General features: G+C 71.3%; 18 protein-coding genes. 9 read left to right on the plus strand and 9 right to left on the minus strand.

All coding sequences use genetic code 11. The features are described 5' to 3' along the window. Positions 1-7: 7 nt before the first annotated feature. On the plus strand, positions 8-1,375 hold the full coding sequence (locus tag ACQPXG_RS40380; RefSeq protein WP_433464422.1) for a PTS transporter subunit EIIC: 1,368 nt from the start codon (positions 8-10) through the stop codon (positions 1,373-1,375). A gap of 238 nt (positions 1,376-1,613) precedes the next feature. Then, on the plus strand, positions 1,614-2,024 hold the full coding sequence (locus ACQPXG_RS40385) for an Rv3235 family protein (RefSeq protein WP_433464423.1): 411 nt from the start codon (positions 1,614-1,616) through the stop codon (positions 2,022-2,024). 47 nt (positions 2,025-2,071) lie between these two features. Here ACQPXG_RS40385 and secA read toward each other — a convergent pair whose 3' ends face one another. After that, positions 2,072-5,071, minus strand: a complete 3,000-nt coding sequence (secA, locus tag ACQPXG_RS40390; protein WP_433464424.1) for a preprotein translocase subunit SecA — start codon at positions 5,069-5,071, stop codon at positions 2,072-2,074. 183 nt (positions 5,072-5,254) lie between these two features. Here secA and ACQPXG_RS40395 point away from each other — a divergent pair, with 183 nt between their 5' ends. Beyond that, positions 5,255-5,593: an HGxxPAAW family protein gene (locus ACQPXG_RS40395; protein ID WP_433464425.1), complete on the plus strand. Its 339-nt coding sequence runs from the start codon at positions 5,255-5,257 to the stop codon at positions 5,591-5,593. A gap of 6 nt (positions 5,594-5,599) precedes the next feature. On the opposite strand, the gene ACQPXG_RS40400 is transcribed toward ACQPXG_RS40395, so the two are convergent. The 7 genes from ACQPXG_RS40400 to mtrA all read right to left on the minus strand — a co-directional run bounded on the left by ACQPXG_RS40400 (position 5,600) and on the right by mtrA (position 14,381). Then, positions 5,600-6,850: a winged helix-turn-helix domain-containing protein gene (locus ACQPXG_RS40400; protein ID WP_433464426.1), complete on the minus strand. Its 1,251-nt coding sequence runs from the start codon at positions 6,848-6,850 to the stop codon at positions 5,600-5,602. Between the two features lie 51 nt (positions 6,851-6,901). Beyond that, positions 6,902-7,552 (minus strand): response regulator transcription factor, encoded by a 651-nt coding sequence (locus tag ACQPXG_RS40405; RefSeq protein ID WP_279484379.1) that lies wholly within the window; start codon positions 7,550-7,552, stop codon positions 6,902-6,904. A 379-nt stretch (positions 7,553-7,931) separates the two neighbouring features. After that, entirely contained in the window at positions 7,932-8,591 is a 660-nt protein-coding gene (hpf, locus tag ACQPXG_RS40410; RefSeq protein ID WP_433464427.1) for a ribosome hibernation-promoting factor, HPF/YfiA family, read from the minus strand. Positions 8,592-9,391: 800 nt separating this feature from the next. After that, on the minus strand, positions 9,392-10,192 hold the full coding sequence (locus tag ACQPXG_RS40415; protein ID WP_433464428.1) for a ComF family protein: 801 nt from the start codon (positions 10,190-10,192) through the stop codon (positions 9,392-9,394). 76 nt (positions 10,193-10,268) lie between these two features. Next, positions 10,269-12,065, minus strand: coding sequence for an LpqB family beta-propeller domain-containing protein (locus tag ACQPXG_RS40420; protein ID WP_433464429.1), 1,797 nt, complete (start codon positions 12,063-12,065; stop codon positions 10,269-10,271). Continuing rightward, a complete protein-coding gene (gene mtrB / locus ACQPXG_RS40425; RefSeq protein ID WP_433464430.1) occupies positions 12,062-13,687 on the minus strand; it encodes an MtrAB system histidine kinase MtrB in 1,626 nt (541 codons plus the stop codon). Before mtrB ends, ACQPXG_RS40420 begins: the two co-directional genes overlap by 4 nt. A 16-nt stretch (positions 13,688-13,703) precedes the next feature. Continuing rightward, complete coding sequence (gene mtrA / locus ACQPXG_RS40430) at positions 13,704-14,381, minus strand: MtrAB system response regulator MtrA (RefSeq protein WP_021598338.1); 678 nt, start codon at positions 14,379-14,381, stop codon at positions 13,704-13,706. A 287-nt stretch (positions 14,382-14,668) separates the two neighbouring features. Here mtrA and ACQPXG_RS40435 point away from each other — a divergent pair, with 287 nt between their 5' ends. The 5 genes from ACQPXG_RS40435 to ACQPXG_RS40455 are packed head-to-tail and all read left to right on the plus strand — an operon-like array spanning position 14,669 to position 19,914. Further along, positions 14,669-15,727, plus strand: coding sequence for a hypothetical protein (locus ACQPXG_RS40435; protein WP_433464431.1), 1,059 nt, complete (start codon positions 14,669-14,671; stop codon positions 15,725-15,727). After that, positions 15,724-16,401, plus strand: coding sequence for a DUF4129 domain-containing protein (locus tag ACQPXG_RS40440; RefSeq protein WP_433464432.1), 678 nt, complete (start codon positions 15,724-15,726; stop codon positions 16,399-16,401). Before ACQPXG_RS40435 ends, ACQPXG_RS40440 begins: the two co-directional genes overlap by 4 nt. Continuing rightward, positions 16,395-17,594 (plus strand): DUF4350 domain-containing protein, encoded by a 1,200-nt coding sequence (locus ACQPXG_RS40445; protein WP_433464433.1) that lies wholly within the window; start codon positions 16,395-16,397, stop codon positions 17,592-17,594. Before ACQPXG_RS40440 ends, ACQPXG_RS40445 begins: the two co-directional genes overlap by 7 nt. Before the next feature lie 59 nt (positions 17,595-17,653). Beyond that, positions 17,654-18,622, plus strand: a complete 969-nt coding sequence (locus ACQPXG_RS40450) for an AAA family ATPase (RefSeq protein WP_433470131.1) — start codon at positions 17,654-17,656, stop codon at positions 18,620-18,622. Beyond that, positions 18,622-19,914 carry a DUF58 domain-containing protein gene (locus ACQPXG_RS40455; protein ID WP_433464434.1) on the plus strand — a complete coding sequence of 431 codons (1,293 nt, stop codon included), beginning with the start codon at positions 18,622-18,624 and terminating at the stop codon, positions 19,912-19,914. Before ACQPXG_RS40450 ends, ACQPXG_RS40455 begins: the two co-directional genes overlap by 1 nt. Positions 19,915-19,919: 5 nt before the next feature. On the opposite strand, the gene ACQPXG_RS40460 is transcribed toward ACQPXG_RS40455, so the two are convergent. Continuing rightward, positions 19,920-20,915, minus strand: a complete 996-nt coding sequence (locus ACQPXG_RS40460; RefSeq protein WP_433464435.1) for a stage II sporulation protein M — start codon at positions 20,913-20,915, stop codon at positions 19,920-19,922. 71 nt (positions 20,916-20,986) lie between these two features. Between ACQPXG_RS40460 and ACQPXG_RS40465 the strand changes: the two genes are divergently transcribed. Beyond that, positions 20,987-22,033, plus strand: coding sequence for an RDD family protein (locus ACQPXG_RS40465; RefSeq protein ID WP_433464436.1), 1,047 nt, complete (start codon positions 20,987-20,989; stop codon positions 22,031-22,033). Positions 22,034-22,057 lie beyond the last annotated feature (24 nt).

A 22,057-nucleotide genomic window follows, 5' to 3' on the forward strand; every position in this document is an offset into this window, starting at 1 on the left:
CCTCGCGATGACTGCGACAACAGTGGAATCCGCACCGCGCCGAGGGTCGAGCGCCCTCGCGGTGCTGCAGCGGATCGGCCGCAGCCTGATGCTGCCGATCGCCGTCCTGCCCGCCGCCGCGCTGCTGCTCCGCTTCGGCCAGCCCGACATGCTCGGCGCGGACGGCCTCGGCTGGATCCGGGTCGCCGAGGTCGTCGGCGGCGCCGGCCAGGCCCTGTTCGACCATCTTCCGCTGCTGTTCGCGGTCGGCGTGGCGATCGGTTTCGCCAGGAAGTCCGACGGTTCCACCGCGCTCGCCGCCGTGGTCGGCTACCTGGTCTACGACCAGGTCTCCAAGATCATGTTCTCGCACACCGACGAGCTCAAGGGCAACGTGCTGATCACCAAGATGGTGGACGGCGCGCCCAAGGAGGTCATCGACTTCGGGGCCAAGAACCCCACCGACGTCCTCGGCGGCATCCTCATCGGCGTCGTCGCCGCACTGCTCTACCAGCGGTTCTACCGGGTGAAGCTGCCCACCTACCTGGCGTTCTTCGGCGGCCGCCGGTTCGTCCCGATCATCACCGCGCTCGCCGCCCTGGTGCTCGGCGTCCTCATCGGCTTCATCTGGCCGGTGTTCGGCAGCTGGCTCACCGACTTCGGCAACTGGATCACCGGCGCGGGCGCGGCCGGCGCCGGCATCTACGGCGTCGTCAACCGGCTGCTGCTCCCGTTCGGCCTGCACCACATCCCGAACTCGCTCATCTGGTTCGTGTTCGGCTCCTACAACGGCCCGGACGGCACCGTCCACGGCGAGATCAACCGCTACCTCGCCGGCGACCCGCACGCGGGCGGCTTCCTCGCCGGGTTCTTCCCGGTGCTGATGTTCGGCCTGCCCGGCGCGGCCCTCGCCATCTGGCGCGCCGCTCCCCCGCACCGCCGTCCCGCGGTCGGCGGCATCATGATCTCCGCCGCGCTCACCGCGTTCGTCACCGGCGTGACCGAGCCGATCGAGTTCGCGTTCATGTTCGTCGCGCCGGTCCTGTACGCGGTGCACGTCGTCCTCACCGGCATCTCGATGGCGGTCCTGGAGGCGGCCGGCGCCCAGCTCGGCTTCGGCTTCTCCGCGGGCGGCATCGACCTGCTGCTGAACGCCTCGAAGGACAACACGAAGGGACTGGCGCTCATCCTCGGAATGGGCGTCCTGTACTTCTTCCTGTACTACTTCATCTTCAAATTCCTGATCGTGAAGTTCAACTTCGCGACCCCCGGCCGGGAACCCGACGACGAGGAGTCGACGGCCGCCGACGCGGGCGCCGACCCCGAGCTCGCCGGCGGAACGAAGAAGGCCCGGAAGGGCACCGCCGAACCACAGGACTCCCCGGCCGGCAGCTGACCTCCCGCAGGCGCCGCGAGCCCTTCACCCCCTGCTCGCGGCGCCCGCCTCGGCCGGCTTCTTGTCCCCCCTCACACAGGGGGGACAAGAGCCGGCCTTGTTACATGGGTGACCGCGTGTGGTCAGGGTGTATTTTTCGCGGCGCTCGCGACTCCTGTTCTTAAACGAGTCGGGAGGTTTCATGCGACGTCCGGTCAAGCCAGCGGCTGTTCGTTTCGTTCGGTACCGGCCGGTGCCCGTGACGCGGGGAGCCCTCGCGTTGCGGCCCGCGGCGGCTCCGGCGCGCGGACCCGCGCTGCGGCTGGTCCGGCCCGGGGACGGGGTGGACGCGGAGGTACGGGCCGTTGCCGGCGCGGCCGTACGGCTCGTCGTGGAGGTGCTGGCGGGGACGCGTCCGGCGCACCAGCTGTCGCTCGTGGCCGTCCCGGCGGTGTGCCGGGTGATGGCCGCACGGCGCGGGCCGGGCGCGCGCGGGCGGCGGGTAGTCCCGCCCAAGGTGCTGTCGACGCGGCTGCAGCGGCCGTCGGCGGCGGTGGCGGAGACGGTCGCGGTGGTGGTCGTGGCCGGGCGGGTCCACGCGCTCGCCCTGCGGCTGGAGCACATGCGGGGACGATGGCGCTGCACGGCTCTTGAGACGACCGCGCCCTGACATGCGGAAAGCGGCCTCCCGCGTGCGAGAGGCCGCTTTCCGATGTCCTACTTGCCCTTGTTGCGCGGGTCGCCGTGGCAGCGCTTGAACTTCTTGCCCGAGCCGCAGGGGCACGGGTCGTTGCGGTTCACGTCCGCGTACTCGTCCTTGGTCTCCTCGCTGTGGTGCTCCACGCCGCCGTCGCCGTCGACGGTCGGGGCCGAGTACTCCAGCTTCTTCGGACGCTTCGGCGCGTCGAGGCCCTTCGCCTTGATCGCGGGGGCCTCCTCGGCCTCCACGTCCTCGGCCTCGTCCTCCTCGTCGTCCTCCGCCTTGTCCGCCTCGGGGGCGGACTTGGCGACGGAGACGGGGGTGGCGCCGACGACCGGGGTCTCCGGCTGGTCCTCGACCTGGACCTCCAGGTGGAACAGGTAGCTGACCGACTCCTCCTTGATGCCGTCGAGCATCGCGTTGAACATGTCGTAGCCCTCGCGCTGGTACTCGACCAGCGGGTCGCGCTGCGCCATGGCCCGCAGGCCGATGCCCTCCTGGAGGTAGTCCATCTCGTAGAGGTGCTCGCGCCACTTGCGGTCGAGGACGTTCAGCACGACCCGGCGCTCCAGCTCGCGCATGACGTCCGCGCTGAGCTCCTCCTCGCGGTTGGCGTAGGCCGCCTGAGCGTTGTCGCGGATCTTGTCCGCCAGCGTCTGGGCGTCCAGGCCGGAGATGTCGCCGCCGACCTCCTCGACCAGCTCGTCCACCGTGATGGAGATCGGGTAGAGGTCCTCGAACGCCTTCCACAGCTTGTCGAGGTCCCAGTCCTCGGCGAAGCCCTCGCCGGTGGCGCCCGCGACGTAGCCCGCGACGACCTCGTCGATCATGCGGCAGACCTGGTCGTGCAGGTCCTCGCCCTCCAGCACCTTGCGGCGCTCGGCGTAGATGACCTTGCGCTGCCGGTTCAGCACCTCGTCGTACTTCAAGACGTTCTTGCGCATCTCGAAGTTCTGCTGCTCGACCTGGCTCTGCGCCGACCTGATCGCGTTCGACACGATCTTGGACTCGATCGGCACGTCGTCCGGGATGTTGAGCCGCGTCATGATCGCCTCGACGCGGGCCGAGTTGAACAGCCGCATCAGGTCGTCCTCAAGGGACAGGTAGAACCGGGACTCGCCCGGGTCGCCCTGCCGGCCGGACCGGCCGCGCAGCTGGTTGTCGATGCGCCGCGACTCGTGCCGCTCGGTGGCGAGGACGTACAGGCCGCCGTTCTCGACGACCTCCTCGTGCTCGCCCTTGACGGCCTCCTTGGCCTTCTCCAGCGCCTCCGGCCAGGCCGCCTCGTACTCCTCGGGCGTCTCCAGCGGGGACAGCCCGCGCTGGTGCAGCTCCAGGTCGGCGCGGAAGTCGGGGTTGCCGCCGAGCATGATGTCGGTGCCGCGGCCCGCCATGTTGGTCGCGACGGTGACACCGCCCTTGCGGCCCGCCTCCGCGACGATCGCCGACTCCTGCTCGTGGTGCTTGGCGTTCAGCACCTGGTGCGCGATGCCGCGCCGCTTGAGCATCCTGCTCAGCTTCTCGGACTTCTCGACCGAGGTGGTGCCGACCAGGACCGGCTGGCCGTTCTCGTGCCGCTCGGCGATGTCGTCCACGACGGCCTCGAACTTGGCCTGCTCGGTCTTGTAGACGACGTCCGCCACGTCCTCGCGGATCATCGGCTTGTTCGTCGGGATCGGCACGACGCCGAGCTTGTACGTCTTGTTGAACTCGGCCGCCTCGGTCTGAGCCGTGCCCGTCATACCGGACAGCTTGTTGTAGAGGCGGAAGTAGTTCTGCAGGGTGATCGTGGCGAGCGTCTGGTTCTCGTCCTTGATCGACACACCCTCCTTGGCCTCGATGGCCTGGTGCATGCCCTCGTTGTAGCGGCGGCCGTGCAGGATGCGGCCGGTGAACTCGTCCACGATCAGGACCTCGCCGTTCATGACGACGTAGTCCTTGTCGCGCTTGTAGAGCTCCTTGGCCTTCAGCGCGTTGTTGAGGAAGCTCACCAGCGGCGTGTTGACCGAGTCGTAGAGGTTGTCGATGCCGAGCCAGTCCTCGACCTTCTCGACGCCCGCCTCGGTGATGCCGACCGTGCGCTTCTTCTCGTTCACCTCGTAGTCGCCGGGGCCGTACTCGTCCACCTGGCCGGCCGTGCTGATCAGTTCGGCGCGCTTCAGCCGCGGGACGACCTTGGCGAACTCCGAGTACCACTTGGAGTTCTGCTCGGCCGGCCCCGAGATGATCAAGGGGGTGCGGGCCTCGTCGATGAGGATCGAGTCGACCTCGTCCACGATCGCGAAGTTGTGGCCGCGCTGGACGCACTCCTCCAGGCTCCACGCCATGTTGTCGCGCAGGTAGTCGAACCCGAACTCGTTGTTCGTGCCGTAGGTGATGTCGGCGTTGTAGGCCACGCGCCGCTCGTCCGGGGTCATCTGCGGGAGGATGACACCGACTTCGAGGCCGAGGAACTGGTGGACGCGTCCCATCCACTCGGCGTCGCGCTTTGCAAGGTAGTCGTTGACCGTGACGACGTGTACGCCCTTGCCGGTCAGCGCGTTGAGGTAGGCGGGGAGCACGCAGGTCAGGGTCTTGCCCTCACCGGTCCTCATCTCCGCGATGTAACCGACGTGGCGGCTACTGCGGATCAGGCCGGTGTCGTCACCGTCACGCCTCTCATCGTCAGAGGCCCGGTGCTCGCTCATGTGCAGCGCCGCGCCACCCATGATCTGCACGTCGTAATGACGCTGCCCCAGCACCCGGCGGGCGGCCTCACGGGCGGTCGCGAAAGCGTAGGGCAGGATCTCGTTGAGGACTTCGCGCTCCGCGTCCTTCTCATGGACGCCCTTATCGGTGAGCGCTGCCACCTCCTCGGCGAACTGCTCCTTGAACTTCTCAGTCTGCTCGCGCAACTCGGCGTCACTCATCTCGAGGTAGTCCTCCTCGATCGAGTTGACCTGATCCGCGAGCTTCTTGAGCTTGCGCAGAATTTTGCCCTCGCCCGCACGAAGGATCTTGTCGATGACTGGCGGCACTCTAGAAGGCTCCTTGCAGATCGTGGTTCACCGCCCCCGGCGGCGCGCACACCACACGTACGATGCCCATCGTAGGCGAGTCCCAGAATGGTCTAGGTCACTCCGCAGCGCAATCCACAGCGTGTTCCGTTTGACCTTCCGGGTCGCGGAGAGGATGTCCACACCTTCTGGAGGGGAGGCGCAATGTCCGAAGAGTCGCACGGTTCGCACGCCGGCCGGCCGAGTTCATGGGTCGCCGTCGCCATCATCTTCGCCGGTTTCGTCGTGGGCGGCGTCGCGCTCTGCCTCGGTCCCTTGTGGGTCATGTTCTGGGTCGGCGCCGCCATCATCGTCGCCGGCATCCTCGTGAGCTGGATGGTCCACCTGTTCGCCGACGTCGTCGTGGACGCGCCGCGCGTCATCCCCGAGATCGTCGACTACTCCCTGTTCGGCTCGCGCTCCGCCAAGCGCCGCGGCGGCGAGGCGGGCGAGGTCCTGGACCGCCCCATAGCCACCGACACACAGCAAACCCCCCACGGCTGACGGTGGTCAGGGCAGAGCGGCGGCCAGGGCGGACTTGAGGAGGGTGGGGGGCAGGGAGGTCCGCTCCACCCGGACGTCGTCGCAGCCGACCCAGGACGCGGCGCGCCACAGGGCGGTGGCGAGGGCCGCCGCCGAACTTTCGGTGCGGGCGGTGGTGCGGGTCGCCCAGGGCTCCAGGGACACCTGGCGGGCGATGAGGGTGCGGCCCTCGCGGGCGGGGTCGACGCGTCCGATGAGGCGGCCGCCGGCGAGGAGCGGCATCGCGAAGTAGCCGTGGACCCGCTTGGCCTTGGGCACGTACGCCTCCAGGCGGTGGTCGAAGCCGAACACCCGGGATGCACGGGCGCGGTCCCACACGAGCGAATCGAACGGCGAGAGCAGGGTGGTGGCGTGCCTGCCCTTGGGCGGGACGTCCAGCGCCCCGGGATCGGCCCAGGCGGGCTGCGACCAGCCTGCGACCTTGACGGGCTTGAGCCCGGCGGCCTCTATCACGCGGTCGACCTGGTCCTGCTTGATCCGGTAGTAGTCCGCGAGGTCGGCGCGGGTGGCCACGCCCAGGGCGCGTCCCGCACGGGCGACGAGGGCGGTGAGGCAGGCGTCGTCGTCCGGGTCCCGCGCGAGGAGCTCGGACGGGACGGCCCGTTCGGCGAGGTCGTACACGCGGCGCCAGCCGACCCGCTCGACGCAGACGACCTCGCCGATGTCCAGCAGCCACTCGATGCCGATCTTGTGGTCGCTCCAGTCCCACCATTCGGCGCTCGCCTTGGCCCCGCCGAGCTCCTTGGTGGTGAGCGGGCCGTCCGCCCTCAGCCGCGCGCGGATCTGGTCGCAGACGCCCTCGGGCACCTTGTGCCAGCGCCAGCCGCGGCGCAGGTAGGCGCGGCGGCGGAACGCGAACAGCGGCCAGTCGCCCATCGGCAGGATCGACGCCGCGTGCGCCCAGTACTCGAACGCCCCGTACTCGGCCGCCCCGTACTCGGCCGGGGCGGCCGAGCCGTTTCCGTCGCCCCAGTAGGCGGCCTCGATCTTGTTGCGTCCGACCGGGCCCAGGCGGGCGTAGGGGACCAGCTCGTGGGACCGGGCCAGCACCGAGATCGTGTCGAGCTGGACGGCGCCGAGCCGTTCCAGCATCGCCGGAACGCCGCCCCTCGGGCGCGCTCCGAGGAAGCCCTGCGCGCGCAGCTGGAGTCGTCTCGCCTCGTCCGCGCCGAGTTCGGCCACGCCGGATCCGCCTGTGCTGGAGTCTGCCTCGCTCACGCCCGCGATGCTACGACACGACACCGACAAAACCGATTTGCCGGTCGCCGATCAGGTGATCTCCAGGAGCTTCTCGCGGACGGCGTAGACGACGGCCTCCATGCGGGAGTGGAGCTGGAGCTTCTCCAGGATGTTGCGGACGTGATTCTTCACGGTGTTCTCGGAGATGAACAGCTCGCGGGCGATCTCGCGGTTGCCGAGGCCGCGGGCGACGAGGCGCAGCACCTCCATCTCACGTTCGGTGAGACGCGGCGCGGGCACCTGCTGCGTGCGCTCCTCGCTGCGCTTGGCGAGCGCGGCGAACTCCGTGATGAGCTTGGACGCCATCGACGGGCTGATCAGCGACTGCCCGCCGTGCACCGCGCGGACCGCCTGCGGGACCTCGTCGATGGAGATCTCCTTGAGCAGGTAGCCGCTGGCCCCGGCCTTGATCGCCTCGAAGAGGTCCTCCTCCTCGTCGCTGATGGTCAGCATGACGATCTTCGCGCTGGGCGCGGCGTCCTTGATCGCCGTGCACGCCTCGATACCGCTGCGGCGGGGCATCCGGATGTCCATGAGGACGACGTCGGGCAGCAGGTCGCCGGCCATCTCGACGGCCTCGTGCCCGTCACCGCCCTCGCCGATGACCTCGATGTCGTCCTCGCCCTGGAGGACCATCTCCAGACCTCTGCGGAAGAGCGCGTGGTCGTCGACGATGAGCACGCGGATGGGGTCGGCCGCCCCGGCCGGCCGTGCCGCCTCCCGGTCGGCGGGGGTGCCGCCGGCGCCGGTCTGACGGGGTACCGCCGCGGCGTCGCGAGCCTCGGGATTCTCGCTCACCAGAGTCGCGGCGTGGAGGAGACGCCGCTTCCCCCCTTCACTATTCAGCGATCTGGAACTACCGGAGGGCCGTTCCCCCACGGGTCGTCCTCGGGAACCTACGGGGTCCGGGGACGAACCCGGGGGATTTCGGACCGGGTGTCACCCGGTCAACCGCCGCGCGCCCCGGGTGGTTCCCGGGACGCGCCGCGTCCGTGGATCGGCTGATGCGCCTTTTCAGATCATGACATGGTTCGGACGGTGACGTGAGGCGAGAACCGCATCACTCTTCGACAAGCCTGATGACTCCGTAGTCCCAGCCTCTTCTCCGATATACGACCGAAGGGTGCCCGGTGGCCTTGTCCCGGTACAGGAAAAAGTCGTGACCCACGAGTTCCATCTCGAAGAGCGCCTGCTCGATGCCCATCGGCTCGGCCTTGTGGAACTTCTCGCGGACGACGAGGGGGCCGTCGCCGTCCATGGGGATGGGGACGAAGTTCTCATCCGGCGAGACCGTCGCGGCCTCGGCCCGGTGCGCGGTCTTCGCCGCGGTCTCGGGGGGTGTGGGAGGGAGCGCCTCGGGGAGCGGTTCCATCGTCGCGAGCTTCGCGCGGCCCTTGCCGCCGTGGTTCTTGACGCCGTGGCCCTTGCGCCGCTCGGAGTCGCGGCGGAGCCGTGACTCCAGCTTGTCCAGCGCGAGGTCGAGGGCGCCGTAGCGGTCGTCGGCGGCGGCCTCGGCCCGGATCACCGGGCCGCGGGAGCGAATCGTGAGTTCCACTCTTTCGCGCTGGTCGGCCAGCCGTGGGTTACGTTCCTCGGACACCTCCACATCCACGCGGATGACCTTCTGGTTGAGCCGTTCGATCCTGGCCAGTTTGTTGTCGACATGCCGACGGAACCTGTCGTTGACCTCGGTGTGCCGGCCCCTCACGGTGATGTTCACGTGGGACCCCCCTTCTCCCGGTTGCGTTTCTCACCCGCCCGGGACCCCTGACGGTCCCGGACGGGCACCACAGGACGGTGGGTCGCACCCGCCCGGCCGACCTGGTCTTCGTCCCCACATCCGCCTGCTGAGGGGCTCGCGGCGCTCTCGCCACTACTGCCCTTCTCCCGGTTCGGGGGATGTCGGATCCCCCGCCGGGGCAGGACTTACCTCTAAGGCGCACCGTGATCGGTCGACGAGAAGTCGCCTTACGTGGGCCGTTTCGCCTGCGCCTGGCATCGGCTAGCCGGATCGTCTGCCATGCCCCTGACGGGCACTGCGATCCAACGCAACCACGGACCCGGGCGGGTGCCATGTCAGGAACGCTAACCCCTTACGCCACGAATGTCAGGGGGGTGGGGCGAGGAAATACTCACTGACCGTCATCGAGGACTGCCGTACCGGGTTCCCCGGTCCCCTCGCCGACGCCCCTCACAAGCCGTGAGACCCCCGGTGCACGACGCTCACGCCATCCATGCCGACGCAGGTCAGGTGGGAATGACCTTCCAGTGAGTTTGGGAAATCTCTACCCCTCCATGACGAGATGTGACTCGATTAACTCCAAACATCCACCCAACAGGCGACAAGCCGGACACCCGCCGACTACACATGGTCACTGACTACCACCCCACGCGATAAACGTGAAGAAAGTCACCATTCGCCCGGATCCCACCCCACTGCCCCGGTCACACCGCGCCTCAACTCACACCGCGCCGCTTCGTCCTGCTCCGCCCACCCGGCGTCTCCCGCCGCCGTGGGGGTCACCGAGGTCGGTGGCGTGGGGTGGCGGCGATGGTCGCCGCTCCGGCGACGTCGGCGCCTGCCGCACGCAGGGCCCGCGCCGCCTCGGCGAGGGAGGCGCCCGTCGTCACCACGTCGTCCACCAGCACTACCTGGCGTCCGGCGACCTCCGCGCGCGCTTCGATCGCCCCGCTCAGGTTGGCGGCGCGCTGCGAAGCCGAGAGGCCGGCCTGGTCCGCGACCCGGCCGCGCTGCCGCAGGGCGTCCACCGCGGTCACGGGCAGGCCGTCCGCCCGCAGCCGGCGCACCGCGGCCTCGGCCGTCCCCCGGAGCGCGTCATGCCCGCGCCGCCGCACCGCCCGGCGCGCGGACGGCACCCAGACCACCAGCGGCCCGGAGGCGGGATCCCGGCTCCGCGACCCGGCCCCTCGCCCGTGTGGCGCGCAGGGGCCCCGTGAGCGTGCCACGGACGCCCCGGTGGCCCGTTCCCCCGAGAGCCCGCACGCAGCCCGATCAGCGGCGGGCGGGCCCGGCCCAGCCGGGGTGAGGGCGGCCCGGACGGCGGTGGCCAGGGCCTCTCCGAGAGGTACGGCGAGCGCGGTGCGCCCCCGCTCCTTGTAGGCGGCCAGGACGGTGCGGAGAGGCCCCTCGTAGGAGGCGACCGTCCACGGAGGGGGCAGCCCGGCCGGCGCGGTCCCGGCGGGACGCGCAGCCGCCCGCAGAGGTCTCGCGCACGTCTCGCACAGCAGGGCGGGTACCTCCGCACAGCCGGCGCAGCGTTCGGGCAGGAGGAGCTCGATCAGATCGGCGAGAACGTTCATGCCACGGACGATGCCGCGCCCGCCCCGCCCGCGTCCCCCGCTCCCGGAACTGTGGACAACCCGGCGGCAGACGCGATCAGCCGGGGTAGGCGGGGTCCTTGGCGGGGGTGGGGCAGATCCAGGGGCTGTAGGAGTTGCTGGGGGCCCGCTGCCGGCAGACCTGGTCCTTGCCGGACGAGCGGGTGCCGATGAGGATCGGTGCGCCCGGGGCGGCGGCGATCGTGCGGGGTTCGCCGAGGGAGCCGACCCCCAGGGACGTGATGGCGCTGCCGCTGATCGGCATCAGGAACGGGAGGGTCTGCGAGTCGCGTTTCGCGCGGCCGAGGACGGCGAGGGTGCCGTAGTCGCGCCAGGCGAGGTCGACGGCGTCCTGGAGCTCGGAGCTCACGGGCAGGAACGAGCCGACGTCCAGGGAGCCGTCGGGGGCGTGCGCGATGCGGCCCAGCTGGACCTGCGGGCGGCCGTCCACACGCGCGATGACGGCCGCGCGGACGCCGTCGCGGGCCACGCGGAAGGCGAGCACCTCGCGGCCGCCCAGGCCCCAGTGGGCGGCGCGGACCGGCGGCTTGTTGCGCTCCCGCACCCACAGCCAGGATTCGTCCTTCTTGCTCTCGACGACCCACAGGGTGCCGTCGCGGCTCCAGGACGGGGCGGTGAAGCGGGCCCCCTTGTGCGCGGTGAGCACGAGGCGGGCGGCCGGCTGCCCGGTGACGGGCGAGGCGAGCAGGACCTGGCCGCCGTCGGCGCTCAGGCCGGCGAACTCCTGGTTGTCGGGGGACACGGCCGGACGCGTGAGGCGGCCGGCGGCGCCGGTCACGACGGGCTGGGCCCGGTCGCCCTCCAGCATCCCGAGGAAGCCGGACGGGCCGACGACGTAGGCGTTCTGGTGCGCGCCGTCGATGGGTGCCCGGCCGTCGGGCGAGTTGCCCTCCCAGGCGTTCACCGGCTGGGCGGCGTCCATGCCGTCGGGGGCGACGCTCTCGCCGTCGATCTGCAGCCGCCACGTCTTGATCTCCGACAGCTGCCGCATCGTCCACGCGAGCTGCGCCGACATCTGCTCGACGTCGCCGCCGCGGGCCTGCTTGGTGAGGTCGACGGTCGCGACGTCCTTGTCGATCTGCACGCTGCGGCGCAGCCGCGTGCCCTCCGGGAACGCCGTCCGCACGGCCCCGGTGAGCCATGAGGTGGGTCCGGCCAGCAGCGCCTGGACGAGCTGGGTCGGCAGCGTCTGGCGGTTCACGACCGGCAGGAAGATGCCGTTCGGGACGAGGGTGCGCCGGTCGGGCGCGAAGAAGTACAGGTTGACCGTGCGCATGGCGCGCTCGACGTCGTCCTTGGTGAGCAGCAGTCCGGCCTTGTCGTCGCCGGGCAGCCCGGTGATGCGCCAGACGCCCTGCTGCGTCCTGGTGAGCTGGAACGTGGCGTCGAGCGCCTTCGGGGAGGCGGTGTACTGGCCGTCGGCGGTGATCGTGCCGAGTTCCTCCCCGGTGACCCGGACGGTCGCCTGGTTCGAGGCCGACTTGATCACGTGCGGGTCGGTGATGCGGTTCGCCAGGACGGTCACGAAGGGCCGCAGCCCGGGGTTCCAGGACGGCTGCCCGCTGAGGTACATCTTCGCGACCTTGTGGCCGTCGTCGAAGCTCGCGGACGCCGCGAGGAAACCGGAGACGATCTGTGCGGGCCCCCACTCGGGGCGGGGCTTGACCGGGATCAGCCGGACGTACGGGTCGTCGACGCGTTCGGCGCGTTCGGCGGGCCTGCCGGAGACGACCTGCCCGCCGCTCGGCACGTTGGCGCATCCGGCGCCGCCCAGGGCGAGCACGGCGACCACCAGGAGGCTCGTGATCCGCCGGGTCCCCGCGCACGGCGTCATTCGCCGGCCTCCAGCTCCGCGAACAGCGGACGCGCGTCACCGGCCCCTGGCGGGACGAGCGGCAGCGGCGAGCCGCGGAGTTCGGCCCCGGCCACGCGCGGCAGCGACAGGCGGAACTGGGAGCCCGCGCCGGGCTCTCCCCAGGCCTGCAGCCAGCCGCCGTGCAGCTGCGCGTCCTCCCTGGAGATCGACAGCCCGAGCCCGGTGCCGCCGGTGGTGCGGGCGCGGGCGGGGTCGGCGCGCCAGAAGCGGTCGAAGACCATCTGCCCCTCACCCGGTTTGAGCCCGACGCCGTGGTCGCGGACGGCGACGGCGACGGCGTCGCGGTCGGCGCCGACGGAGACGACGATGTCCTCGCCCTCGCCGTGCTCGACGGCGTTGACGAGGAGGTTGCGCAGGATGCGCTCGACACGCCGGCGGTCGACCTCGGCCATGCACGGTTCGCCCGGCAGCTGCAGGACGACCTTGCTGCCCTTGCGCTCGGCCAGCCCCTGGATGTCGCCGACGACGCGCAGGACGAGGTCGCGCATGTCGAGGGACTCGGGGTCCAGCGTGGCGGCGCCCGCGTCGTGCCGGCTGATCTCCAGCAGGTCGGCGAGGAGGGACTCGAACCGCTCCAGCTGGCTCTGCAGGAGCTCCGCGGAGCGTCCGACGGCGGGGTCGTCGAAGGTGTCGCGGTTCTCGTACAGCATGTCCGCGGCGATCCTGATGGTGGTCAGCGGCGTGCGGAGCTCGTGGGAGACGTCCGAGACGAACTGGCGCTGCACCTGGGACAGGTCCTCCAGTTCGCCGATCTTCTCCTGCAGGTTCGCGGCCATGTCGTTGAAGGACCGGGCGAGACGCGCGAGGTCGTCCTCACCGCGGACCCTCATGCGCTCTTCCAGGCGCCCCGCGGCGAGTCTCTGGGCGCCCTGGGCGGCAAGCCGCACCGGTATGACCACCTGCCGCGTCACCAGCGAGGCGATCGCGGCCAACAGCAGCACCAGCACGATCCCCACTCCGGCCAGGGAGCGGCTGACGTTGGTCAGGGTCTGCTGTTCCTGCGTGAGCGGGAACAGGTAGTACAGCTCGAACTGGCCGGTCTTGCCGCCGACGATCAGGCCGCGTTCGTCCTGCTGGCTCCCGACATAGGAGAGCTTGCCGTAGGTGTAGGCGCGGGAGCCGGCGGGCGCGTTCTTCAGCTCCTCGCGGAGTCGCTTCGGGACGCTCTCCTGGCGGAGTTCGTTGGTCGTGTATCCGTCGAAGTACTGCTCGTTCGTGTCGCGGATGTAGACCTCGTAGAGCCCCGACGGCCCGCTGCGCGACTTCAGCCGGTCGATCGTCTCGTTCAGCCTGCTGCCGTCCCCCGTGGAGTTGCCCAGGTCACGCTGCACCTGGGCCAGGCCGTCGTCCAGTTGCAGACGCGCCGCCTTGACCTTCCCGTCCATCAGGGCGGACGACACCTGCTGCATGAGGAACGCGCCCAGGATCGCCACGACGATCGCCGAGATGAACAGCGTGGACGTGACGACGCGGACCTGGATCGACCGGCGCCAGCGCAGGTAGCCGGCACGCGCGGCGCTCCGCAGGACGCGCCGTACGGTCCCCAGCCCGCGCCGGGCGAGTCGCTTCGCCCTCCTCATGTCGGCCTTCACACGGTCAGGCAGGTCCGGCCTTGTAGCCGACACCGCGCACGGTGACGACGATCTCGGGCCGTTCCGGGTCCTTCTCGATCTTGGCGCGGAGCCGCTGGACGTGCACGTTCACCAGCCGGGTGTCGGCGGCGTGCCGGTAGCCCCAGACCTGCTCCAGCAGCACCTCACGGGTGAACACCTGGCGGGGCTTGCGGGCGAGGGCGACGAGCAGGTCGAACTCCAGCGGCGTCAGCGGAATGTGCCGGTCGCCGCGCTTGACCGAGTGGCCGGCGACGTCGATGGTGATGTCGCCGATCTGCAGGGTCTCGGGGGCGGGCTCGTCGGTGCGGCGCAGCCGGGCGCGCACCCGTGCCACCAGTTCCTTGGGCTTGAACGGCTTGACGATGTAGTCGTCGGCGCCGGACTCCAGGCCGAGGACGACGTCCACGGTGTCGCTCTTGGCCGTCAGCATGACGATCGGCACGCCGGACTCGGCGCGGATCTGGCGGCACACGTCGATGCCGTCGGCCCCCGGCAGCATCAGGTCGAGCAGCACGAGGTCGGGCCGGGTCTCCCGGAACGCCTCGAGCGCCTTGTCGCCGTCGTGGACGAACGAGGGCTCGAAGCCCTCGCCCCTCAGCACGATGCCGAGCATCTCGGCGAGCGCGAGATCGTCGTCGACGACCAGTACACGTCCTCTCATGGCCCTCATCGTCACAAAGTCGGGGTTCGGTGGAGTGGGGCGCGATGCTCCGGCGCCACCTCGCCAGGGAGAGTTATGCCTTGGCGTGCAAGGTTACCCGCGTTTGCGGCGTACATGGCTCTCCCGCATCGGGTGGGCGGCTCGGAATTGTAGACGTGACTCCCGAAACCGGCGCAAGGTTCACACTGCGCCCGTGACAGGATGACCTGACCGGCGTTCGCGACGGGCCCGTGCCAAGGCCCGGTCGGACGCGCCGCAGACCCCGCCACAGATCGCAGGGAGACGGGATGCCGGGACCGGACGGCTGGGACGACGACGCCGACGCCACCGATGCGGTGGCGGGGGTCCCGTTCCGTCCCATGTCCATCTCGGAGATGCTGGACGGCGCGATCGCCGGGATCCGGCACCGGCCCCGCACGACGCTGGGCCTGTCGGTGGCCGTCAGCACGGTGATCCAGGTGACGAGCTCGATCGCCGCCTATTTCTTCATCGGCGACGAGGCCCGCGACGAGGTCACCCCCGACGTGCTGCTGGACTCGCTGGGCGCGCAGCTCACGCTGACGCTGCTGGGCCTGGTCCTGTCGGCGTTCGGGATCCTGCTGCTGGCCGGGCTGGTGGCCCCGATCCTCGGCCGTGAGCTGGTGGGCCTGCCGATCGCGCCGAGGCAGGCGTGGCGGGACGCCCGGCCGAGGCTCGGCCGGCTGGCCGGCACCGCCGCGACCGTCATCGGCGTCTCGCTGGGCGCGCTCGCGCTGCCGCTCGCGCCGTTCTTCGCCTCGATCGGCGCCGGGGCGCATCCGGCGGTCGGAGTTCTCGCCGGGATATTCGGTTTTCCCATCGGCATCGGGCTGATGGTCTGGCTTTACCTCTTGTTCGTCCATGCCGTGCCCGTGGTCGTCCTGGAGCGGCAGACGGTGGGCGGTGCGCTGCGCCGGGCGGTGGCCCTTTCCAAGGGTCGCTGGTTCCGCACTTTCGGAACGCTTTCGCTGGCCATGCTCGTCACCGTGCTCATGGGTTTCGTCGTGCTGCGGATACCGTTCCTGTTCGCGCAGCTGGTCTTCTTCGGCGACTCCTCCGGGAGCGGGCCGACGATGGGCGCGCTCGCGGTGGACACCGTCGGCCGGATCGTCAGCTGGTCCGTGGTGATGCCGTTCGACGCGGGGGTGATCGCACTGCTCTACATGGACCGGCGGATGCGCCGCGAAGGCTTCGACCTGGACCTGCGCACCAGGGGACGTTCGGCCGCGGCCGTCGCGGCGGCCGAAGACGACGAGGACGAGGGCTTCATCGGCCTGTGGCGGTCCGGCCGCGTGCCGGCCCGCCCGGGGACGGGGGCGGGTTCGTGATCCTCGATCCGATCGGCCGCGACGAGGCCCGCGAGATGGCCCGCCGCGAACTGGACAAGCAGGTCTACCAACGCGACAGGCCGTCCTGGCTGGAGCGCGCCTGGGACGACTTCACCGAATGGCTGCACCAGCTGTTCGGCAAGGCGCCCAACCCCGAGTCGCAGGGCAGCGGCGGCGGCTGGACGTCCATCGTCGTCGTCGCCGTCATCGTCCTGATAGCCGTCGCGCTGGTCGTGTGGCTGATGTGGGGGCGCCGCAACCCGCGCTCCCGCAAGGATCCACTGCTGGAGGACACACCGTCCACGGCGCTCGGCCACCGGGAGGCGGCGGAGCACCACGCGGAGGCGGGCGAGTGGGCCGAGGCCATCCGGGAGCGGCTCCGCGCGATAGCCCGTGACCTGGAGGAACGGGCGGTCCTTTCGGCGCGTCCCGGGCGGACGGCGGACGAGCTCGCGGCCGAGGCGGGCGAAGCCGTGCCCGAGCTGGCCGAGGAGCTGACCGCGGGCGTGCGGATCTTCGACGACGTCTGGTACGGCGATCGTCCGGGCACGGCCGAGGGGTACGCGCGGATGAAGGAGCTGGACGAGCGGCTGCGCGCGGCGCGTCCGAAGCCGCTGGAGTCCGACGACCTCACCCTGGCCGCGGCCGGCGACGAAGGGGGGCCGCGATGGTGACGGCGTCCCCGCCGCGGGGCGGGCAGGCCGCCCCGGAGGCGACCGCCCGGCAGGTGGCGGGGCGCCGCTGGCGGTCGGCGCGCGGCGTGGTCGCGGCGATCCTCGCGATGATCGTGGTCGCGGTGGCCCTGGCCGCCCTGCGCCCCTCCACGTCGGCCGGGGCGCTCGATCCGGAGTCGCCGAAGCAGGACGGCGGCCGGGCGCTGGCCGAGATCCTCCGGCAGCACGGCACGCAGGTGACGGTCGCCAGGAACACGGAGGCGGCCCTCGCCGCGGCGGCACCGGGCACGGTCATGGTGGTGACCCGCACCGAGCGGCTCACCGAGGAGGAGCTGGCGCGGCTGAGCAACACGCAGGCCAGCGTGGTGCTCGTCCGGCCGACGTCGTTCGCGCTGGACGCGTTCGCCCCGCAGGTGCGCCGCCAGGGCCCGACGTACGAGGAGACCGACGAGCCGGGCTGCACCCTCCAGGCCGCGACGCTCGCCGGCAGGGTCGACTTCCACGAGTCGGAGACCTACGAGACCTCGGGCCCGGGGACGGACTGCTACCAGACCGAGTACGGCGCCGCGAGGCTCGTCCAGATCCCGAACGGCACGGCCACCGTGACCGTGCTGGGGTCCACGGCCCCGCTGACCAACCGGCGCCTCGCCGAGCAGGGCAACGCCGCGCTCGCCATGAACCTGGCCGGCGCCGGCTCGTCGATGGTCTGGCTCGTCCCGGATGTGCACGAGTCGGGCTCGGGCGCCGGGCAGCGGTCGCTGGGCGACCTGCTGCCGTTCGGCGTCAAGCTGCTCATCCTCGAACTGCTGGTCGCGGTTCTGCTGGTGGCCCTGTGGCGGGCCCGCCGGCTCGGCCCGGTGGTGGCGGAGGCGCTGCCCGTCATCGTCCGGTCCGCCGAGACCGTCGAGGGCCGCGCCCGCCTCTACCGTGCCGCGCACGCCCGCGACCGGGCCTCGGACGCGCTGCGCTCCGGGGCCCGCGAGCGGCTCGTTCCGCTCCTCGGGCTCCCCCGCAGCAGCGCGCAGGACCCCTCGGCCGCGCAGGAGATCGTCACGGCGGTCGCACGCCGCACGATGTACGACGAGACGTACGTCGGAGCGGCCCTGTACGGTCCTCAACCCTTGGACGACGCCGGGCTGATCGCCCTTACGGACGTCCTCGACGACCTGGAAAGGCAGGTACGCGAGTCTTGAACCACCCTGTAGAGCTCGGGAAGGACGACGTGCCCGACGGGAGCACCGGCCAGGGCGTCATGTCCGAGGACATCCGGCGGCAGTCCGAGACGGCCCGCGCGGCTCTGACGGCCCTGCGCGGTGAGGTCGCCAAGACGGTCGTCGGCCAGGACTCGGTGGTGACCGGTCTGGTCATCGCGCTGCTCTGCCGCGGCCACGTGCTGCTGGAGGGCGTCCCCGGTACCGCAAAGACGTTGCTCATCAAGACGCTGTCACGGGCCCTCGACCTGGATTTCAAGCGCGTCCAGTTCACACCCGACCTGATGCCCGGTGACGTGACCGGTTCGCTTGTCTACGACAACAGGACGGTGGAGTTCGAGTTCCGCGAGGGGCCGGTCTTCACCAATCTCCTGCTGGCCGACGAGATCAACCGGACGCCTCCCAAGACGCAGGCCTCCCTCCTGGAGGCCATGGAAGAGCGTCAGGTCTCGGTGGAGGGCTCCGCGCGCCCTCTGCCTGATCCGTTCGTCGTGTGCGCGACCCAGAACCCGATCGAGTACGAGGGCACCTACGCTCTGCCTGAGGCCCAGCTCGACCGGTTCCTGGTCAAGCTGACCGTGCCCGTCCCCACGCGGGACGAAGAGATCTCGATGCTCCAGCGGCACGCGGCCGGTTTCGACCCGCGCGACCTGTCCGAGGTGAAGGCGGTCGCGGGCGCCGACGAGCTGGCCGCCGGACGGGCCGCGGTCAGGGCCGTCCACCTCGACCCCAAGGTCGCCGCCTATGTCGTCGACCTGTGCAGGGCGACGCGGCAGTCCCCCTCGCTTCAGCTCGGTGTGTCACCGCGTGGTGCGACGGCGCTGCTGGCCACGTCCCGCGCCTGGGCGTGGCTGTCGGGCCGCGACTACGTCACGCCGGACGACGTGAAGGCCCTCGCCAGGCCGACGCTGCGGCACCGCGTCCAGTTGCGTCCCGAGGCGGAGCTGGAGGGCGCGACCGCCGACGGCGTGCTGGAGGGCATCCTCGCCCACGTCCCCGCCCCGCGCTGATGGCGCTGACCGGACGCCTGGGGCTGCTGGCCCTGCTCGGCGCGATCGTCCCGCTGTTCGCGCCGAGCTGGTGGACGCTGTTCGCGGTGTGGGGCGTCCTGCTGCTCGGCGTCATCGCCGACCTGGCCCTGGCCGGGAACGTGCGGGCGCTGCGCTTCCACCGTTCCGGTGACACGAGCGTGCGGCTCGGTGAGACTGCCGACGTGTCGCTGATCGTGGAGAACCTCGGGCGGCGGCGCCTCAAGGCCCGCCTGCGGGACGTGTGGCCGCCCAGCGCGGGCGCCGCGCCCCGCGTGGTCAAGGTGAACGTGCCCGCCGGCGAACGGCGTCGCGTCGAGATGAAGCTGACGCCCACCCGCCGGGGCGACCGGAACGCCGTCACCGTCGTCGTCCGCTCCGTCGGGCCGCTCGGGCTGGCCGCGCGGCAGCTGTCGCGTCAGGCGCCCTGGACGGTCCGCGCCCTGCCCGCGTTCCCTTCGCGCCGCCATCTCCCGGCCAGGCTGGCGCGGCTGCGCGAACTGACGGGCGCGCACGTGGCGCTGATCCGCGGGCAGGGCACCGAGTTCGACTCCCTGCGCGAGTACGTGGACGGGGACGATGTCCGGTCCATCGACTGGCGGGCCACGGCGCGGCGCAACGACGTCGTCGTCCGGACGTGGCGTCCCGAGCGCGACCGGCGGATCTACCTGGTGCTCGACACCGGCCGCACGTCCGCCGGCCGCGTCGGCGACATCCCCCGGCTCGACTGCTCGATGGACGCGGCGCTGCTGCTCGGCGCCTTGGCGTCACGCGCCGGCGACCGCGTCGACCTGCTCGCCTACGACCGGCGTGTCCGCGCCCGCGTCGAGGGCGCGTCCCGGACGGACCTGCTGACCGCGATGGTGCACGCCCTCGCGCCGCTGGAGCCCGAACTGCTCGAATGCGACGCCGCCGGAATGGTGTCGACGCTGATGGCGCGCGTCCGGCAGCGCTGCCTGGTCGTGCTGCTCACCGAGCTGAACACGGCCGCGATCGAGGAGGGACTGCTGCCGCTGCTGCCGCAGCTCACAGCCCGCCACCTCGTCATGATCGCCGCCGTGTCGGACCCGCGGGTCGGCGAGATGGCGGAGGGCCGCGGCGACCTCGCGGCCGTGTACGACGCGGCCGCCGCCGAGCGCGCGCGGGCCGAACGCCGCCGCCTCACCGCCGAACTACGCGGCCACGGCGTAGAGGTGGTAGACGCCCCACCAGACGAGATAGCCCCAGCCCTAGCCGACGCCTACCTGGCCCTCAAGGCGGCTGGTCGGCTGTGAGAACCTCAGCCAGAGATAGGAGCTAGGTCCGGGTGGAGGTCGGCGTCGCCGGTCTCGCCGCGGCGGACGGCGCGGCGGCCGAGGACGATCACGTAGCCGAGGAACGCGACCTCGGCGACGACGCCGATCGCGATGCGCAGCCACGTGGTGTGCACCCAGCCGGTCACGAAGCCCTCGATGAGGCCGGAGACGAGCAGGACCCCGACGAGCCCGATGGCGATGCTGACGGCGGCGCGTCCCTCCTCGGCGAGCGCCTGGCCGCGGCGGCGGCGCCCAGGGTCGATGATCGTCCAGCCGAGCTTGAGGCCGGCGGCGCACGCGAGGTAGACGGCGGTGAGTTCCAGCAGGCCGTGCGGGAGGATCAGGCCGAAGAACACGTCGCCCTTGCCGTAGGCGAACATCAGGCCGCCGCTCAGCCCGAGGTTGACCTGGTTGAGCAGCAGGACGTACACGGTCGGGATGCCGAGCAGGATCCCGAAGATCAGCGCGGTCGCCGACACCCAGGCGTTGTTGACCCACACCTGGAAGGCGAACGACGACGCCGAGTGCTCGGTGTAGTAGTTCGCGAAGTCGTGCTCGACGAGTTCGCGGATCTCCTCCGGCGTACCGACGCTCGCCTGCACCTCCGGGCTGTGCACGACCCAGATCGCGAGGGCCAGTGCCAGCAGGTTGCCGAGCACGGCGTTGCCGATCCACCACCACCGCATCCGGTACGCGGCCGCCGGGAACGACACTGTCGCGAACCGGGTGACGTCCCGCCAGAGCGGCGCCTGGGCCCCGCCCACGGCGGCCCTGCCGCGCGCCACGAGCGACGACAGGCGTCCCACGAGCTGCGGGTCGGGCGAACTGGACCGGACGACCGACAGGTGCGTCGCGGCCCGCTGGTACAGCTCGACCAGTTCGTCGGCCTCCGCTCCGGTCAGCCTGCGGCCGCGGTTGATGAGCCGTTCCAGGCGCTGCCATTCGGCGTTGTGCTCGGCCACGTAGGCGTCGACGTCCACCCGGGGAGACTAACGCCTCGGCCCATGGAACCGGCAAAATAGGCCATCCGCCCGCATTGGAGGAACAGGACATGGCCGATCTCGTCACCGGCGAGGCCGTCGCACTCGACATCCGGGTCGCGCGGCTGGCCAGCCGTGGCTGCGCCATCCTGCTCGACCTGCTCTGCCAGGTGATCCTGCTGATGGTCCTCGTCTACGTCACGGCGATGACCTCGCTCGTGGCGGACGACGCGTGGACGACCGGGCTGACGCTGATCGCCTTCGTCGCCGCCGTCGTCGGCTACCCGTGCCTGTGGGAGACGCTGACGCGGGGGCGGACGCCGGGCAAGATGGCCCTCGGCCTGCGCGTCGTCGGCGACGACGGCGGGCCGGTCCGGTTCCGGCAGGCCCTGGTGCGGGCGCTGGCCGGGTTCATCGAGTTCTGGACGTTCTACGGCTCCCCCGCGCTGATCACGTCCCTCTGCAACCGGCGCGGGAAGCGGCTCGGCGACCTGTTCGCCGGGACGATCGTCATCCAGGAACGCGTCCCCGTGGCGGTGCTGTACGGTCCGGTCGCCGTGATGCCGCCGCAGCTCGCCTGGTGGGCCCGGACGCTGGAGCTGTCGATGGTGTCGGACGAGCTGGCGATGACGGCCCGGCAGTACCTGTCGCGGTTCTGGGAGCTGCTGCCCGAGGTCCGCGACTCGCTGGGGCAAAGGATCGCGTCGCAGGTCGTCGCGGTGGTGAGCCCGCCCCCGCCGCCCGGGGTGCGGCCCGAGATCCTGCTGTCGGCCGTCCTCGCCGAGCGCCGCCACCGGGAGGAGCGTCGGCTCGCCGAACGCCGGGCCCGCCGCATGCGGCGTCTCGGGCTGCCCGCGTGGGGCGCCGCCCCGGCGCCCGTCCCCGCGATGGCGATGGCCGGGCCCGCGCCGGCCGGCCCGCCGCGGCCGGGGCCGCCGGCTCCGCCGCCATTCAGCACCCCCGGGCCCGGTCAGCCGCAGTTCCTGCCGCCGTCCGACTATGGGGCGGGGCCGTACCAGAACGTCCTGCACGCGCCTCGGCCGCCCGGCCCGTACCCGCCGCAGGGGCCGCCCTACCCGCAGGGGCCGTATCCCCCGCAGGGGCCCTATCCGGGGTAGGAGCGGTACCCGCTCGTCCTGGTT

Source organism: Spirillospora sp. CA-128828 (assembly GCF_050945415.1).
Lineage (GTDB): Bacteria > Actinomycetota > Actinomycetes > Streptosporangiales > Streptosporangiaceae > Spirillospora.